Origin of the sequence: Flavobacterium quisquiliarum (assembly GCF_019308285.1) — a bacterium.
In the GTDB taxonomy this organism is placed as follows: domain Bacteria; phylum Bacteroidota; class Bacteroidia; order Flavobacteriales; family Flavobacteriaceae; genus Flavobacterium; species Flavobacterium quisquiliarum.
Window position 1 is genome coordinate 36292 of the sequence record NZ_WWEM01000043.1, and the last position, 16844, is coordinate 53135.

The following is a 16844-nucleotide window of genomic DNA, read 5'->3' on the forward strand; positions in this document are numbered from 1 at the left end:
TTAAAATTAACCAAACCTCGATTTCATAAAATCGAGGTTTTTCATTTTAAAAAACCTTACCCCTCACTCAAATAAGGATTCAAAATCTCCGCCAATTCATTGAGCCAATAATAATTGTCTTCAAAATTTGTTAGTTCGATTTGGAGGGTTTCGTGTTGTCGCATAACGCCGAGAGCTAAAATGCAGTTTACTTGTCTTAGTATTTTAGCCATATCTTCGGGATCGATAATATGGTTAAAAAAATCAATTAGCCTTGTTTCGGCTTCTTTGGAAAGGGTGTTTGTTTTCATAAAGTGAAGAATTTAAGAAAAAACCCTTATACCTTAGCAGTCTTACGCTTCTTCACGGCGTCAAAGTCCTTTCGGAGCTTTACTACATAGCACAAGGGCAAATTTTATGTTGTCTTAATGTGAAGATTTAAGAACTCCAAATGTAAGAAAACTATTTAAAGAAAGATTTTTCTTTCAATAATTATATTCCTTTTATCAAATATAAGAAATCTATATTTCAACCGCATTTTTGTCATTTCGAGGAACGAGAAATCTTCGCGAGAAACTCCACAATCATTGTAAAACATAGCCTCTGGTTTCAACCAGAGGAACGCCAAGATTAATCCTCAAATATTTAAAAGAATCATTTGCCTCCAGCTTTAGCTGGAGGTTTAATAACAATCATAAGTAAGGCTTTAGCCAAATGCGTATTTCGGCTAAAGCCTTGTTATTATTGAATCTTTTAATCCCCTAGTTAAAACTAGGGGCTATTCAATAAAAAAATGCAAGACCAAAATTGATCTTGCATTTTTCTATAATTTAATATCCCATTAGAATAGCTAATTACGCTCTCTGACGCTCGTGTATTCCTTCTTTAATTTCTTCCACCATTTTTTTATTAAAAGCGGGTAAATCATTCGGGTTTCGGCTGGTTACTAATCCGTTGTCTACCACAACTTCTGAGTCTTCCCATTGTGCTCCAGCATTTTTCAAATCGTTTTTAACAGAGAAAAACGAAGTTACTTTTCGACCTTCTAAAACATCCGCATCTACCAGAATTTGAGGTCCATGACAAATAGCGGCTACTGGTTTTTTACTTTTAAAAAAGGAACGTACAAAATTTACTGCAGCTTCTTCTCTTCTTAATAAATCAGGATTAATTACTCCTCCAGGCAAAACCAAAGCATCGTAATCAGCTTCATTTGCCTGATCTAATACTACATCAACATTATATTCTTTGCTCCAATTTCCGTCTTTCCAAGATTTGATAGTTCCAGATTTCAAACTGACGATATCTGCATTCCAACCCTGTTCTTCCAGATAGGCTTTAGGAGACGCTAATTCTGATTCTTCAAAACCGTTTGTGGCTAATATAGCGATATTCTTTTTCATAATTTTAAATATTTAAAACGTTATTAAATTGATTTACCTAAAATTAGTTATTTGAGGAAGCCAAAGAAAATAGATCCTGTTAAAGCTTTCTTTAATAAAAGTTAATTAATTGAAATTCAGGTTTTTATTAAAAATTAAACTGAAATTATATAAGATTCATGTTAATTCGGTTTACTATTTTATACGTGATAAGTCTACTATTTTTGTCAATTTCGACCGAAGGGAGACCTGAGCGATAGCGAATAGGCAAAGCAAATCACACTAGAAACTCTGCCAAATAAGTCGTCAATCTTTGTCGATTAGCGAGTGTGATTTCTCGTTCCTCGAAATGACAAACAAAACGTTTACAACAAAAACCTTTCAACAACTTACCTGAACTTATATGGTTCAAAAAATAATTGCTATTTTTGATAATCCTATTTTTTGAAAACAACTTATCAGAAGATTAAAACATTTCCGTTTTAGTCAAAACAGCAATCATTATAATTTACCATTTATGAATGTTTTACTCATTGAAGATGATAAACGCATCAGCGAATTTATTGTAAAAGGTTTAGAAGAAAACAACTTTACGGTGCATTTGGCCGAAACGGGCGAGATTGCGCGAGACCTTATTCAGCAGGACATTTGGGATATTATTTTGATGGATATTATGCTTCCGGGTATAGATGGCATTCAGCTGGTTAAATTAATGCGTTTTAAAAAAAATCATACACCGGTTTTAATGTTAAGCGCTTTGAGCGATACTGACGACAAAGTAAATGCTTTAGATTCCGGCGCCGATGATTATCTCGTAAAACCTTTTCATTTTAAAGAGTTGATTTCGAGAGTGAACGCACTTACCCGAAGAACAAAATTTAATTACGATAAAGAAGAAACCTTGTACACGCTGGGAAGTTTAACCATAAATCCTGCAGAACATAAGGTTACAGAAAACAACAACCTCATCGATTTATCGCCGCGAGAATACAAACTGCTTTTGTATTTATTAGAAAACAGAAACAAGGTAATTCCGAGAACACAAATATTAAATGCCGTTTGGGGCATTAATTACGATAATAACACCAATGTGGTCGATGTTTATATTTCGTATTTGCGAAACAAAATTGAGCAAAACCACAAATTCATCCATACCATAAAAGGAACGGGTTACATGCTAAAAGAAGAGTTATGAAAATACGCAGCAGATTTACCATAATATCGTCTTTTACATTTAGCGTTGTATTTGTCATTGCTTCGGTCATTACCTATTATTCCTTTTACAGTTATTCTGAAAAAATAGTCTACAACGAACTTCAAAAAACATGTTTGTTAACTGGGATTTTTTATCTGGAAAAAGATGAACTGCCAGAAAATCAGCATGTATTAATCGGACAGCAGTTTAGGGAAAACTCGCTGGAAATCGTAACACGGGTTTACAACAACAAAAATCAGATTGTTTATGGCGATAAAACAATTGACAAAAATATAAATGCGTCGAGATTAGATTATATCCGAAAAAACAGAAAACTGAGCTTTAAATCCAGACATCATTTTTATTTCGGGAATTATTATCATGATAATCAGGGAGATTTTGTGGTTTTCGTAAAAAAAAATGACACCGAATTCAAAACCATGACAGACCGTTTATTGATCATTATGATTATGGTCTTAATCATTGGTTTAATTACGATTTATATTGTAAGCCGTGTGCTTTCTAATTTGGCTTACAGTCCCATAAAAAACATTGTGGATCAGGTCAATGAAATTCAGGCTTCTTCACTTGATCGTCATATTATTACGCCCAATACCAAAGATGATATTCAGGAATTGGTAGAGACTTATAATAATCTGTTCAAACGTTTGTCTGATACTTTTATCATTCAAAAGAATTTTATCAATTATGTTTCGCACGAATTCAAAACGCCTTTAACCGCTATTTCGGGTAATTTGGAAGTCTTTGCCCAAAAAGACAGATCGAGTGCAGAATATAAAGAAATGGCTGAAAAAGTGCTCGAAAACGTTTATCAGATCGAAGAAACCATGAATACGCTTATGATGCTTTCGGGACTTCGAAATAATACTGAAATGAATGAAATTTTCAGGGTCGATGAACTGGTTTGGGATATCAACGATCAGCTTCCAGATATTTATGAGCTAAAAAGTTCTCCAATACAAATTGTTCTCGAAGTGGCAAACGATAAACTGCTTTCGATAAAAGGAAACCGCAACGAAATTAAAATCGCACTTTACAACATTATCGAAAATGCCGTAAAATATTCGAACGGAAATCCCATTAAAATAAGCCTTTTAGAAATACAAAATCAACTTAAAATTGTAATTGAAGATCGCGGAACAGGCATTAGCGAAGAAGATTTAAAATTCATCAGTCAGACTTTTTTCAGAGGCAAAAACGTAAAAGACATCAAAGGCAGCGGTGTTGGACTTTCGCTTGCGAATATCATCTTCAAACAAAACAACATCGATTTTACGATTGCGTCCAAAAAAGACGAAGGAACAACGGTTACCTTACTGTTTCCGCCACTCTAATCGTTTTCTAATGTTGCTCTAACCGTCTTATAACACACATCAAATTAGGGGCTAATATACCGCAGATAACTTTGCAGTATATTAAAACTACTTAATTTGAAACGTTTACTATTTACCCTGCTTATTATTGTATCCTTCAAAAGTGCGGCACAAATTACCGCCATTAAAGATACCATTGTGCTCTCTAGAAAACAGGCCGAAACTTTGTTTTTAGAGAAGAATATTTCTCTTATTTCCGAAAAGCTGAATATTGATATTGCCGAGGCTCAGGTTATTCAGGCTAAATTATGGCCCAATCCTACGCTTACTATTGGCGAAATCAATCTTTGGAGCAATGCTACTGCACAAGAATTACCTCCGTTATGGGGAAATTATGGAAAAACACAGCAAGTCAATGCAGAATTAGAGCAATTGATTCAGACCGCAGGAAAACGCAAAAAGATGATTGCCATGGAAAAAGTTAGCGCTGCTATCGCTAAGGAATACTTCAAAACTTTTCTGCGCAACCTAAAAATCGAATTTAGAGGCAATCTTACCGAATTACAGTACAATCAGGCTCAAGAAGCCGTTTATCAAAAACAGCTTTCATCGATGCAGACTTTGCTGAAAGCGTATGCCAATCAGGTCAAACAAGGAAACGTCGGCAAAGGCGAATACATCCGTCTGAAAGCTACAGAGCTTCAGTTTCTGAAAGAAATCAGTGATCTTCAAAAAGACAATAATGCCCTTCAGAAAGAACTTAAAGTTTTAATGAATCTGCCTGCAGAAAGTTTTATTAAACTTACAGAAGAAGGTTTTGTTCCTGATAATTCGAAAATCGAAAATCTCAACATAGGAAACCTGATGGCATCGGCAGTAGAAAATCGTCCCGACATGAAAGTGCTCAAACTCGGAAACGATTATAACGACACCAAATACAAATATGAAAAAGCCATGCGTACGCCAGATGTTACCCTTGGCGTAAGTTATGACCGAGGCGCGAGTTTAATGAATGACTTTGTGGGTGTTGGTTTCTCTCTTGATCTTCCGTTTTTTAACAGAAATAAAGGAAATATAAAAGCAGCCAAATTAGCCATCGATCAAGGAAAATTACAGACAGAAGAAAAAACCAAAAGCATTCAGTCTGAAGTCCTGCAGTCTTATGAAGATTTATTGGTTACCCAAAAATTATACGAAAGCGTCGAAGCCAATTATGAAGGAGATCTGGATAAACTTTTGGAAGCCTATCGCAAAAACTTCATGCAAAAAAATACGAGCATGTTGGAATACCTTGATTTTGTTGATGCCTACTTAGACAACAAATCGATTTTGCTCAATTCTAAAATGGACCTGAATAAAAATCTCGAAGAACTGCGCTATATCTCTGGGCAGGAAATCAATTAAACATCAATTTCTCAAAATAAAAAGATAATGAAAAAACTTATAATCCCAATGCTTGGGTTAATGCTCGTTTACGGATGTGGCAAGAAAGAAGAAGTAAAAAAAGCTCCCGATGAAAAATTCTGCATCGATAAAGATTTAAAAGAAAAAATTACCATCGAAGCTGTTCAGAAACGTCCTGTAAGTGAATCTATAAACCTTACTGGAAATATTACGTACAACAGCGATCATGTAGTTCAATTTAACAGTCTTGTTGAAGGCATTATAACCAAAACTACTTTTTCATTGGGCGATTATGTTCGAAAAGGACAGGTTTTGGCCGAAATAAAAAGCACCGAATTAAACAGCATGCAGTCTGAAAGCAAATCGCTTCAATCGCAGATTACTGTGGCGCAGCGAAACTTACAATCGGTAAAATCGATGTATGAAGACGGTATTTCTTCACAGAAAGATTTAATGCAGGCACAAAGCGAACTAGATGTTTTAAAATCGTCTCTTGAAAATGTAAGAGCCAATCTCGCTATGTTCAGCGCCAGCAGCGAAAGATCTGTTTTTCAAATCAAAGCACCGACTGAAGGCTATATTGTAGACAAAAACATAAGTCCGGGAATGCAGATTACAGACGGCAGTGATCCGCTTTTTACGATTTCTGACTTAAAAGAAATCTGGGTTATGGTTAATGTTTATACCAGTAATCTAAAAAATGTAACCGAAAATATGGCTGTAGATGTTACAACGCCAGCTTATCCGGGAGAAATTTTTAAAGGAAAAATAAAAATGATGGCTAAAGTTTTTGATGCCGATGAACATGTCCTAAAAGCCCGAATTGTAATGGAAAACAAAAACCTGAAACTAAAACCAGGAATGACTGCCGATATTATTATCGATAAAAGCCTTGGTGGCGAAGCTCTTGCCGCTGTTCCAGCAAAAGCTGTGATTTTTGACAATAACCGTGACCACATTTTAATTTATAAAAACGACTGTACGATTGAAACCAGAGAAATTAATCCGGTTATCAAAAACAACAACTGGGTGTATTTTGACAAAGGCGTTAAGGAAGGCGAAATGGTCATTACCAAAAATCAGCTTTTAATTCACGAAAGATTAAAAAACTAATTATCCCCAAAACGGATAAATACAATACAAGACATGAAAAAATTTGTACAAGGTTTAGTAGCTTTTTCGCTAAAAAACTCCCTCATCGTTTTTTTCTTTACCGCTATTTTACTGGTTTCGGGTATAGTAAGCTACATCCACACGCCTATTGAAGCCTTTCCCGATGTAACTAATACAAGGGCGAGAATCATTACACAATGGCCGGGAAGAAGTGCCGAGGAAGTAGAAAAATTCATCACGCTTCCGATATCCAAACAAATGAACACTATTCCGAAAAAAGCAGAAGTGCGTTCTATTTCGCTTTTCGGATTATCAGTAGTAACGGTATTATTTGATGACGGTGTGGAAGATTTTTATGCACAGCAATATGCCTCAAACCGTATGGGCGGACTTGATCTTCCTGAAGGAGCCGATGCAGAAATTGATCCGCCTTCTGGAGCAACGGGCGAAATCTTTCGATATGTTATTAAAAGTGATCTGCCTATAAAAGAAATTCAGGCAATTCAGGATTGGGTTATTGAAAGAGAATTGGTTGCCGTTCCCGGAGTTGCTGATGTGGTAAGTTTTGGCGGGGAAGAAAAAATGTTCGAAATCAAAATTAACCCGACACAGCTAGAAAATTACAATTTATCGGCATTAGATGTTTACGAAGCCGTTTCAAAAAGTAATATCAATGTCGGTGGAGATGTCATTCAGCGTGGCGATCAGGCTTATGTCGTTCGTGGTGTTGGTTTAATTAATAAGGTCGAAGATATTGGTAATATTTTAATTGAAACCAAAGGCGGAGCTCCCGTTTTGGTAAAACACGTAGCCGAAGTTTCGATCTCGGCAAAACCAAGATTAGGACAAGTTGGTTTGGACGGAAATGACGATGTAGTCGAAGGAATCGTAGTGATGCTTCGTGGAGAAAACCCAGGCGAAGTGATCAAAAAGCTTAAAGAACGCCTGACCGAACTTAACGAAAGAGTTTTACCAGACAATGTCAAAATAGTTCCGTTTATCGATCGTACGGAATTGGTTAATACAACCGTAAAAACCGTTACCAAAAACCTGACAGAAGGTATTTTACTGGTATCACTAATCGTATTTATTTTTCTTTACAACTGGAGAACTTCTTTGATTGTGGCTTCTGTAATTCCGCTTTCGTTTTTGTTTGCTATTGTAATGCTGCGAATTCAGGGATTACCTGCGAATTTAATTTCGATGGGAGCTTTAGATTTTGGATTACTACTCGAAGGAACGCTCGTTATTGTCGAACAAGTTTTTGTATCCCTCGAAAAGAAAGCACATAAAGTCGGAATGGAGCGTTTTAACAATATGAGTAAAATGGGATTGATCAAGAAAAGTGTTGGTAGTGTGGCTACTTATATTTTCTTCGCCCTGATTATTTTGATTGTGGCTTTAATGCCTATTTTCTCTTTCACTAAAGTAGAAGGAAAAATGTTCTCTCCCCTGGCCTTTACTTTAAGTTATGCGCTTTTGGGATCGTTAATCTTATCGCTTACCTATGTTCCAGCCATGTGTAAAGTGATGCTGACGAAAAACATTGTCGAAAAAGAAAACATGATTTCACGTTTCTTTAGAGAGAATCTTTACAAACTGTTTCAATGGAGCACCAAACATCGTAAAATTACTATTTATGCCTTTTTAGCTTTATTAGCAATTTGTTGCGCTAGGTTTGCTTTTTATGGATCAGAATTTATTCCGAAACTGAACGAAGGAGCTATTTATGTGAGAGCAACGCTTCCAAACAGTATCAATCTCGATGAATCTGTAAGATTGACTAAGGAAATGAAAGCCAAAATCAGGAAGTTTGAAGAAGTAAAATTTGTGCTTTCGCAGACGGGAAGACCAAACGACGGAACCGACCCCACAGGATTTTTTAATATCGAATTCCATATCGAATTAAAACACAAAGACGAATGGAAACATGATATCAGTAAGGAAGAACTAATTGCCGAAATCAAAAAAATACTCGATGTATATCCCGGAATTGCTTTTGGTTTCAGCCAGCCAATTCAGGATAATGTGGAGGAATATGTTGCCGGAGTCAAAAGTCCGCTGGCGATAAAGATTTTTGGAAGCGATCTTTTTCAATTGGAAGAAATGGCGGCAAAAGTGGCTAATTCGATCAAAGACGTAAAAGGAATTGAAGATATTAATGTCTACAAAAATATCGGTTTACCCGAATTACGAATTCAGCTTGACGACGAAAAAATGGCCCGTTATGCCGTTACGACAGCCGATGCACAAGCCGTGATCAGAATGACCATTGGCGGACAGGCCGCAACCAAATTTTATGATGACGAAAAAGTATTTGACATAACCCTGCGTTTCGAAAAAGAATACCGAGATTCAAAACAAAAAATTGAAGGCATTCTTATTCCAACCATGAATGGCAAAAAAGTACCGCTAAAAGAAATTGCAACAGTAGATTATAAAACTGGGCCAACTTTTATTTATCGTGAAGGAAACAGCCGTTATATCGCGGTAGGTTTTAGCATTGAAGGACGAGACTTGGGAAGTACAATCGACGAAGCGCAGAAAAAAGTTGCTGCCGAAGTAAAACTTCCGAAAGAAAATGTCATGAAATGGGCAGGAGAATTTGAAAGTAAAGAAAGAGCCACCAAACAATTGGCCATGATTATTCCAGTCGTTTTAGTTCTGATTTTATGTCTGCTGTATTTTAACTTTGGCAACTTCAAAGACACTATGATTGCTGTAACTGCAATGCCTTACGCCTTTATTGGCGGATTCCTTTCTCTTTGGGTAACAGGAACTGTTTTCGGAATCTCGGCAGGAATTGGATTTATTATTCTCTTTGGAGTCAGTGCCATCGATAGTATTGTCCTCATTGGAATGATTAGGGAAAATATGAGAGCGGGAATGCATTTAAAAGACGCTATTGCACATGGAATTCATAGCCGAATTCGTCCTATTGTGATGATTGCCCTCATGGGATCTTTAGGATTATTGCCTGCTGCTTTATCAACCGGAATGGGATCTGAAGTGCAAAAGCCGTTAGCCATTATGATTGTGGGCGGTTTAATAACTTGCATGATTTTATCACTGACAGTTTTACCGCAAGTATTTTATCTAGTTTACCGCAAAAAAGATCCAAGCAACACAGAATCTTAATCTTACTTATATAAATTTAGGAAAAGCACCTTTAGACATTTTGTTTGAAGGTGCTTTTATTGAAATAATACAAATCTAAAAAATACCTTATACTAATACAATTAAAACTTTTAAGGGTAAAACATATTAAACCAGATTTTTAAATATACGTCAAAAATGATTTTAATCTTTTTTTTATGAAACACCAAACCAACAATCAGAATATTAGCGGACTGTCAAAAGAAGAGCTGTTAAATCACGTAAAACTTAGTATAAATCCTAAATTTCAAGACTGGGTTTTATTCCAAAACGGAACATATATCATTTTTGATGACGCAGATAGCATTGCTGACATAGAAAGCGAAGCCATAAAACTTATAAAAGAATTTGGTCCAGTTAACTCTGGAGGGCGATCTGAAGATTTTGATGTTACCGATTTAAACAAAACTAAAGGCTGGATTGTTTCAGGATACGGATACGGCATTTATACGTATGTACATCCAAGCGAAATAAAATCTAAAATCCCAGATATTATTGAAATCGGCTTATACGGACGTACTAAGAGAGACTTGGATGGCAATACTCTTATTGTAATCCATATCAACCGAAAATTAAAATCATAAAGAAATTTAAAAACTCTTAATCCCTATTCTACTTCAGTACAAACCCATTTTCCTTCAATGTATTCAAAACTTCGCCAATGATTTTAGAACGACATTCAGAGTTTTTGCCATACGGTCCCGTTTTTACCCAATATCGAATATTAAGCTGAATGACACCTGCAGCCGCAACATCGGTAATAACCGCAGCGTTTTCGTAATCTTTATCCGTTACATCTTCATTATTATGAAGCACTTCTTTTACGAGTTCGATGGCGCGCTGATAATCTGAACCGTATTCTAGTCCTACGGTAAAAGTCTGCAAAAGAAAACCTTCGCTGTTGTAGTTAATTAGTGTATTTTTAATTAAAAGTGCATTAGGAATATAAATGATTTTAGAATCACTTTTTACTTCAGTATCACGAAGATTCAGGTTGATGACTTCGCCTTTAACACCATTGCTTTCGATAATATCTCCAATATTAAAAGGACGTTTGAAAGCCAGTAGAATTCCGGCAAGGAAATTTTCGCCTATATCTTTAAGTGCAAAACCAATAACAAAAGCAGAAATTCCTGCTCCCGCAAGCATGCTTTGCGCAACTCCATCAAGTCCGATAATTCGGAACATAAATAAAATTCCAATAATAATTAGAACCGACTTGATTAATCGAGCAATAAAAACAGCCAAAAGCCGGTCATGCATTTTCATTTTAAGGCGATTACCCGCAAAAATACCAACTCGAGTAGCAATAAACCAAGAAATAAGAACAACTAAAATTGCTAAAACAAATTTTGGCGTAAGATCAACAATACTGTAATAATAATTTTCTAAATGTTTAAAAACGTCCTGAACAAAATCTTCCATAATAATCAGCGTAAAAAGTAAAACTTTAAATTACGTTTTCAGAAACAGATGAGTTTACAGGATTTACCTATAATTTTATAAAATCTATCGTTAATATTCTTCTGCTATTACAACAATTTAGTTCAGGAAGGCAAGTTGTTTTTTTTACGAAAGTACTTAGGTAAAAAAATTATTTAAGTTCAAATTTGTAAAGAAAAAAAACTTCAACACTCTGAGCCTTTGTAACTTCATCTTATCTAACTTTTTAAATTTAAACTTTTTATAGTGTTTTTATAACTTTTAAGAGTCATTGCGCCAGTATTTTAAACCCTAATTTTACAGAACTCGTAAATGATATAGTACTTAAAATAATTTATTATGCAGACGATACAAAAAGTTATTAAACTACTATCTAAAAAATACAAATCACGTATTTCTATTCTTAATAATAATCTAGACGGTAAATTTAGTTCTATGCTGGATAACAAGAATGGCACCATGTTTTCTGTCTCTTATGATTCTTTATATATATTCAAGGATTCAAATGACAATCTGTGGTCTACCACACCAAAGTCTTTTGTTTATAATGAAAAGAAATATTATCCAAGAGTAGGACAAGAATACACAAGGAAGGATGGCATTAAATATACTTTTACAACAAAAGAACATGTTCTAGAAAAAGCTGTAGCCTATTTTGAAAAATTTACTGATCCTAACTACGGAATTAAGATCGTAAACCAAAAATTGTTTTTCTATGAAGGACATGATAAAACAAAAAAAATCAATTTAAACCTTCATAAGTTTAAAGCCCGAATGTTTGACAAAACTGACACTTATGTTTCTTTCAATTAAAAATACACTGATAAACCACTATCAGTAACGACACTAAAAAAGGCGGTTCAGAAACGATATAACCTGCGTTTCGCTTTTATTTTAGTAATTACTTTAACTGTATGCATTTTTTAATGCCGCATTTTTAAAATTTTGATTTGGTTTTAAAATGCAAAATTACAATTTACTCAAAAGGGCAGCACTTTAATTAGTTGCTGTCTTTTTTTTAACCTCATTCGAAACCTAAAAACAAACTTTTACAACATAAAACCAACTCAAAAATACTTTGTAAAAAAAACTTATTTTAATACAAAAAAAACTTTTAGTGGCTGAATCGATAAAATTCGTAATTTTAAATTTACAGTTTCAAAGACAAAAAAAATCCACATGTTATGCCACTAACAAAAAAAATCACGGACTTACTGTCTAAAAAATACAATTCCAATATTAGTATTTTAGGCACATATACCAGCAGTAAATACACGTCTATACTGGATAATGATAATGGAACAATCTTCATTGTATCTGACGCTGACCTCTACTCCTTTAAAGATCAGGATAGGAATCTCTGGGTAAACGTTACTGATTCCTTTCATGCAGACGGAAAAGAACATTATCCTAAAATGGGAGAATCATACAAACTTGATCATGGAGTGCAATACAGTTTTACCACAAAAGAGGCAATTGTTGAAATGGCCACCGATTATTTTGAAAAGCACAAACACAATATTGCTTAAACTATGTTTTAAATATTATATCCTTATACAATCACTTCAATAAATCTATCAATACAGTACTCTCAGAAGTGCTGTTTTTTTTTGTTAGACAACCACTATTTCCTACAAAAAAAGAGTCTAACTTGTTTCCTTTTGTATATATTTGCTCCCTAACCTATTAAAATTTTAAGTTATGTTTATTGTTATAATACTTCTTGTATTTATCTTTATTGGTGTATTAATTTATAATTCGCTTATTGGAAAAAAGAATCAGGTAACCAACGCTTTTTCGGCTATTGATGTGATGCTGAAAAAACGTTTTGATCTAATTCCGAATCTTGTAGAAGTGGTAAAACAATACACCAATTACGAACAAAGCACTTTAACTAAAATTACAGAATTACGTGCGCAAGCAAATTCTGGTTCTCTAACAGAAGCTGAGAAAACTAGTCTGGACACTCAATTAAGCACTGCTGTAAAAGGTTTGATGGTTCAAGTTGAAAATTATCCAGATTTAAAAGCCAATACCAATTTTTTAAATTTACAATCTACTTGGACAGAAAGCGAAGAGCAAATCGCCGCAGCAAGAAGAACCTATAATGCTGCTGTAACCGATTACAACAATGCGATTATGATGTTCCCTGGAAATCTATTTTCTGGAATGCTGAATTATACTAAAATCGATGTTTTGGAAACACCAGAAGAAGAACGTAAAAACATTAGTGCAAAAGAGCTTTTTAACAATTAATGGATTCAGAATATACTAGCACCAAAACCTTGCAAGAGGTTTTAAATACATTAGAAATCGACCGCAAAAAAATATCCGAAACCTACAAAAGCGCTTATATCTTATTTGGTCTCGCGGGTCTTGTTTTGATCGTTGGTTTCTTGATTCGGTTTCCAACATTGGCTGTGTTTGGCGCTTTGGTTCCTGCTATCATAGGCATTATAACCTATTACAGAGTAGATGATGATGCCAGAAAATATAAAAACACTTATAAAATCAGTGTGGTTGGATCTGCTTTAAAAGAGATTAATGAAACATTAACCATTACACCTCAAAGCGGATTACCACATTATGAGTTTGTAAGTTCTGAGCTTTTTACAACCCGCCCAGATCGTTATAAGACACAGGATTTAGTAAACGGAACAGCTGATAAAACCGCTTTTTGGTTCTCAGAAGTACATGCCGAATACAAAACCGAAACGCATACTAAAAACGGAACACGCACAGAATGGCATACCATTTTTAAAGGAATTATTTTTGTTGCCGATTTCAATAAAAACTTTAATGTTTCGACTGTTGTTCGTCCAAAAAGTTTTGGAGATTCTATTGGTTCCTGGTTTTCTAAGAACGTTTTCAGCTTCGGCAATACCGATTTGGTTCAATTAGAAAATCCTTATTTTGACAGTAAATTTGTAACCTATTCCAGAAATCAAATTGAAGCTAGATATATTCTGACACCTGCCATGATGGAAAGAATTCTGGATTTAAACAACAAAACAGAGGAGACGATTTCGATTTCTTTTATAAATTCTAAAATGTATATTGCTTTTCCGTTGTCTCACAATTACTTTGAAGCACCTATTCATTCTTCACTTTTAGATCCCGATTTACTTACAGATGATCTTTCAATTGTTCGTTTTATGCAGGATATTGTTCAGGAACTGGATTTGAATACTAGGATTTGGGGGAAGGAGTAATATTCTAATTTATCTGGAAACAAAATGAAATCAAAATTTTCTTACCGTACCTATCTATATGTTATTTTTACTATTTTCTCCATTGCTGTCGCAATTTCTCTTTTTATAAATAGCAAGGAAACATTTGGAGAAGATGTCGTTATGAAGTTATTTTTCATAGGCTCCTTATTACTCTTTACAAACCTTTTCCTTATTTCAGGACTTATAAAACGTGTAATTTCGGTAACATTAAGCGAACAAGAAATCAATATCAAAAACTTTTTGTTTAAGGAACGTAAAATCTTTTTTACTGATTTAGATGGATTTGAAACTACCATAGAAACATCAAGAGCAGGCGATTACGAAGTTTTACTTTTGATAAAAGACAAAAAAATTATACTTCAATTATCGCAATTCCATATTTCGAATTATTTTGAATTAAAAGATTTCATTAAAACCAAAACAACAGATTTAGGTTTTATACCATCGAATATTCTAAATGACTTGAAACGTTATTTTTAAAATTCTTAGGTATATAAGATATATATTCACATGATCAACATTATACTAAAAACAAATACTGCTTAATTAATTTTATAAAAAATAGTATGCGAACCGTTTTAGTATTTCTTGCTCTTAGCAATATCATAATATCTATAATTATAACTGTAAGGAGTATTTATACTAACAGTTATTTCAGCGAATATTACAATCTAAAAAGTTTAAAGAATAAAGAACTTTACGTGAATAATGATTTTTTAGTAATAAAAAGAGTCTTTCAGGATACAGGAACTGGCGAGGGAACTAGCCTAGCTTATACCGTTGAACGCAAAATTTTAAGCACCAACCTCCCAATAAATCTAAGAGTAAATAAACTAGAATATCTTAAATCGGATTTAGTTAAACAATCTATTTATAAAAGTAAATTAACTGGAGATTATTTTTAAAAGGATGCCCCAAAAGAATATTATGATGTCGAAACTAGATCTTTTTATCTATTTATTTCTTTTAAAATTTATCTTTATATACTAGTCTTTATTGCAGCTTATAAACTTATCATTTACTGGAAAACTCGTAAATACAAGATATAATTTATAATACTATATTGCAGATTTATAAAGATCATTCAAAGTTAAAAAAAAATAAAATTGGTTTGTTTCTTTACAAGAAATTTCAATAAAAAAACGATGCTAAAAAACATAAAAACTTCATTTATTATTAGTACCAGCATAATAATACTTTTAACAATATTGGGATGTCTTAGTTCTTATCCTCTTTTGAAAGTATTAGCAATTTTCTTCCTCATTCTGAGTATTTTGATGAATTTAATTTTATGCTTCATCATTAATTATATCAACAATAAGCTTTCTGTTATAGTTTCTGCTTTACTTTTTATTCTGGCAATTTTAATGCTTTGGACAATCAAAGTCCATTATTATGAATTTACCAATTATGAAAATTGGCAATTCTATAATTATCAGCCCGTTTTATCTAAAAAATTAGATTTGGTTATTGGTAAAAATGCCTTAGAACTTGAATACTTTTTATGTATGCTTTTACTTAATTTAGTGTCAAGTTTTATTGGACTTTTGATAACTTACTTTAGAAAGTCGCGTAACGCAATTTTAGAAGAATAAATTAGTACTGTAACATATAATGAGAAATGATTTATCATTGTCTTTTATACTAGTAGAACATCACTCACAAAAAACAAATAACTCAAACGCAACCTTTTGACAAAAAACTCATCTATTTAATAAAAACTATAGAATATGAGCAAAATTTTAACTTTAAGCATTATTACCTTTCTACTTTTCAGCTGTTCTTCTGATAATTCAGATGTACAAAAAGAAGAAAAGTTAGATGCTGAACTGGCAAAAGGTCCTAATTCATCAAAAATAAATCTAGCTATTGGAATTAATAACAATGCTGATTTAAGTTTAGTTTTTAAAACTTTGAACGAACTAAAATTTGATATTAGGCAAATGCATGGCTTTTTATATCTTTCTAATACTCCTAAAAGCGATATTCCAGATTTAATAGATTTATTAAATACAAAACCTTACATAAACACAGGTGCCTGGCAGGCAACAAACAGCAGTGTTTTTTATCATGCAGAAGAAGGTAAAACCTATATTGTATGCAGTTTTTTTGAAATGAATGAAAGCAATCAAAAAGATTTCTTAGATTTAATTTCGTCCTTAAAACTAAACCAAAAGGAAAAAGGCAATCTCTCTTTAAGCATTCCCGAAGGAACACAAACATATTGGAAAACAGAACTAAAAAAATATTCTTTCGTAAAATGGACTGAAACATTTGATCAGGTTTGTATACGATACGAACAAAGACCTGTAATTTCTGCTGATGTCCCTGCAATAGGAAATGTAAATAAGATAATCCCAATTAAAATAAAATTCAATGTTCTAAATGGATGTGGTAGTTTTGATAGTCTCACTGAAACAAACTTAGGAAATACAAAGACCATCAGCATAAAAGCTAAATATGAAGGATGTTTTTGCACCCAGAATATTCCAATAATTGAAACTACCTATAATTTTACACCGACAAAAACGGGAATATATCGTTTTAAGTTTTCAAAGGAAAATGGAGAATCTCTAACGTATTCGATCAATATCCAATAATTAAA

At 33.5% G+C, this 16844-nt stretch carries 16 protein-coding genes; 13 read left to right on the plus strand and 3 right to left on the minus strand.

Features of this window, described 5'->3' with window-relative positions:
• Positions 1–56 precede the first annotated feature (56 nt).
• Positions 57–290 (minus strand): hypothetical protein, encoded by a 234-nt coding sequence (locus GSY47_RS25750; protein ID WP_179005468.1) that lies wholly within the window; start codon positions 288–290, stop codon positions 57–59.
• A gap of 543 nt (positions 291–833) precedes the next feature.
• On the minus strand, positions 834–1382 hold the full coding sequence (locus GSY47_RS25755; protein WP_179005466.1) for a type 1 glutamine amidotransferase domain-containing protein: 549 nt from the start codon (positions 1380–1382) through the stop codon (positions 834–836).
• 496 nt (positions 1383–1878) lie between these two features.
• Between GSY47_RS25755 and GSY47_RS25760 the strand changes: the two genes are divergently transcribed.
• The 6 genes from GSY47_RS25760 (at position 1879) to GSY47_RS25785 (ending at position 10147) form a co-directional block, all read left to right on the plus strand.
• The gene (locus GSY47_RS25760) at positions 1879–2556 is read left to right on the plus strand and encodes a response regulator transcription factor (protein ID WP_179005464.1); all 678 of its coding nucleotides are present in this window, start codon (positions 1879–1881) and stop codon (positions 2554–2556) included.
• Entirely contained in the window at positions 2553–3911 is a 1359-nt protein-coding gene (locus tag GSY47_RS25765) for a sensor histidine kinase (protein WP_179005462.1), read from the plus strand. Before GSY47_RS25760 ends, GSY47_RS25765 begins: the two co-directional genes overlap by 4 nt.
• Positions 3912–4007: 96 nt before the next feature.
• Positions 4008–5294: a TolC family protein gene (locus GSY47_RS25770; protein ID WP_179005460.1), complete on the plus strand. Its 1287-nt coding sequence runs from the start codon at positions 4008–4010 to the stop codon at positions 5292–5294.
• 27 nt (positions 5295–5321) lie between these two features.
• Positions 5322–6407 carry an efflux RND transporter periplasmic adaptor subunit gene (locus GSY47_RS25775; RefSeq protein WP_179005458.1) on the plus strand — a complete coding sequence of 362 codons (1086 nt, stop codon included), beginning with the start codon at positions 5322–5324 and terminating at the stop codon, positions 6405–6407.
• A 33-nt stretch (positions 6408–6440) separates the two neighbouring features.
• Entirely contained in the window at positions 6441–9545 is a 3105-nt protein-coding gene (locus GSY47_RS25780) for an efflux RND transporter permease subunit (protein ID WP_179005455.1), read from the plus strand.
• A 176-nt stretch (positions 9546–9721) separates the two neighbouring features.
• A complete protein-coding gene (locus GSY47_RS25785; protein ID WP_179005453.1) occupies positions 9722–10147 on the plus strand; it encodes a hypothetical protein in 426 nt (141 codons plus the stop codon).
• A gap of 28 nt (positions 10148–10175) precedes the next feature.
• On the opposite strand, the gene GSY47_RS25790 is transcribed toward GSY47_RS25785, so the two are convergent.
• The gene (locus tag GSY47_RS25790) at positions 10176–10988 is read right to left on the minus strand and encodes a mechanosensitive ion channel family protein (protein WP_179005451.1); all 813 of its coding nucleotides are present in this window, start codon (positions 10986–10988) and stop codon (positions 10176–10178) included.
• A 357-nt stretch (positions 10989–11345) separates the two neighbouring features.
• Here GSY47_RS25790 and GSY47_RS25795 point away from each other — a divergent pair, with 357 nt between their 5' ends.
• The 7 genes from GSY47_RS25795 (at position 11346) to GSY47_RS25825 (ending at position 16839) form a co-directional block, all read left to right on the plus strand.
• The gene (locus tag GSY47_RS25795) at positions 11346–11819 is read left to right on the plus strand and encodes a hypothetical protein (protein ID WP_179005449.1); all 474 of its coding nucleotides are present in this window, start codon (positions 11346–11348) and stop codon (positions 11817–11819) included.
• A 371-nt stretch (positions 11820–12190) separates the two neighbouring features.
• The gene (locus GSY47_RS25800) at positions 12191–12535 is read left to right on the plus strand and encodes a hypothetical protein (protein ID WP_179005446.1); all 345 of its coding nucleotides are present in this window, start codon (positions 12191–12193) and stop codon (positions 12533–12535) included.
• Positions 12536–12707: 172 nt separating this feature from the next.
• A complete protein-coding gene (locus GSY47_RS25805; RefSeq protein ID WP_179005444.1) occupies positions 12708–13262 on the plus strand; it encodes a LemA family protein in 555 nt (184 codons plus the stop codon).
• The gene (locus GSY47_RS25810) at positions 13262–14218 is read left to right on the plus strand and encodes a DUF3137 domain-containing protein (RefSeq protein WP_179005442.1); all 957 of its coding nucleotides are present in this window, start codon (positions 13262–13264) and stop codon (positions 14216–14218) included. The genes GSY47_RS25805 and GSY47_RS25810 overlap by 1 nt, the downstream gene beginning before the upstream one ends.
• A 24-nt stretch (positions 14219–14242) precedes the next feature.
• The gene (locus GSY47_RS25815) at positions 14243–14719 is read left to right on the plus strand and encodes a hypothetical protein (protein WP_179005440.1); all 477 of its coding nucleotides are present in this window, start codon (positions 14243–14245) and stop codon (positions 14717–14719) included.
• Positions 14720–15516: 797 nt separating this feature from the next.
• Positions 15517–15834 carry a hypothetical protein gene (locus tag GSY47_RS25820; protein WP_179005437.1) on the plus strand — a complete coding sequence of 106 codons (318 nt, stop codon included), beginning with the start codon at positions 15517–15519 and terminating at the stop codon, positions 15832–15834.
• A gap of 135 nt (positions 15835–15969) precedes the next feature.
• Entirely contained in the window at positions 15970–16839 is an 870-nt protein-coding gene (locus GSY47_RS25825) for a hypothetical protein (protein ID WP_179005435.1), read from the plus strand.
• The last annotated feature ends 5 nt before the right edge of the window (positions 16840–16844 follow it).

What these genes read in the sequence shown, in the direction of transcription:
- GSY47_RS25750 (WP_179005468.1), bottom strand. Translation starts at nt 290, where the DNA reads ATGAAAACAAACACCCTTTCCAAAGAAGCCGAAACAAGGCTAATTGAT.
- GSY47_RS25755 (WP_179005466.1), bottom strand. Translation starts at nt 1,382, where the DNA reads ATGAAAAAGAATATCGCTATATTAGCCACAAACGGTTTTGAAGAATCA.
- GSY47_RS25760 (WP_179005464.1), top strand. Translation starts at nt 1,879, where the DNA reads ATGAATGTTTTACTCATTGAAGATGATAAACGCATCAGCGAATTTATT.
- GSY47_RS25765 (WP_179005462.1), top strand. Translation starts at nt 2,553, where the DNA reads ATGAAAATACGCAGCAGATTTACCATAATATCGTCTTTTACATTTAGC.
- GSY47_RS25775 (WP_179005458.1), top strand. Translation starts at nt 5,322, where the DNA reads ATGAAAAAACTTATAATCCCAATGCTTGGGTTAATGCTCGTTTACGGA.
- GSY47_RS25780 (WP_179005455.1), top strand. Translation starts at nt 6,441, where the DNA reads ATGAAAAAATTTGTACAAGGTTTAGTAGCTTTTTCGCTAAAAAACTCC.
- GSY47_RS25785 (WP_179005453.1), top strand. Translation starts at nt 9,722, where the DNA reads ATGAAACACCAAACCAACAATCAGAATATTAGCGGACTGTCAAAAGAA.
- GSY47_RS25790 (WP_179005451.1), bottom strand. Translation starts at nt 10,988, where the DNA reads ATGGAAGATTTTGTTCAGGACGTTTTTAAACATTTAGAAAATTATTAT.
- GSY47_RS25795 (WP_179005449.1), top strand. Translation starts at nt 11,346, where the DNA reads ATGCAGACGATACAAAAAGTTATTAAACTACTATCTAAAAAATACAAA.
- GSY47_RS25800 (WP_179005446.1), top strand. Translation starts at nt 12,191, where the DNA reads ATGCCACTAACAAAAAAAATCACGGACTTACTGTCTAAAAAATACAAT.
- GSY47_RS25805 (WP_179005444.1), top strand. Translation starts at nt 12,708, where the DNA reads ATGTTTATTGTTATAATACTTCTTGTATTTATCTTTATTGGTGTATTA.
- GSY47_RS25810 (WP_179005442.1), top strand. Translation starts at nt 13,262, where the DNA reads ATGGATTCAGAATATACTAGCACCAAAACCTTGCAAGAGGTTTTAAAT.
- GSY47_RS25815 (WP_179005440.1), top strand. Translation starts at nt 14,243, where the DNA reads ATGAAATCAAAATTTTCTTACCGTACCTATCTATATGTTATTTTTACT.
- GSY47_RS25820 (WP_179005437.1), top strand. Translation starts at nt 15,517, where the DNA reads ATGAATTTAATTTTATGCTTCATCATTAATTATATCAACAATAAGCTT.
- GSY47_RS25825 (WP_179005435.1), top strand. Translation starts at nt 15,970, where the DNA reads ATGAGCAAAATTTTAACTTTAAGCATTATTACCTTTCTACTTTTCAGC.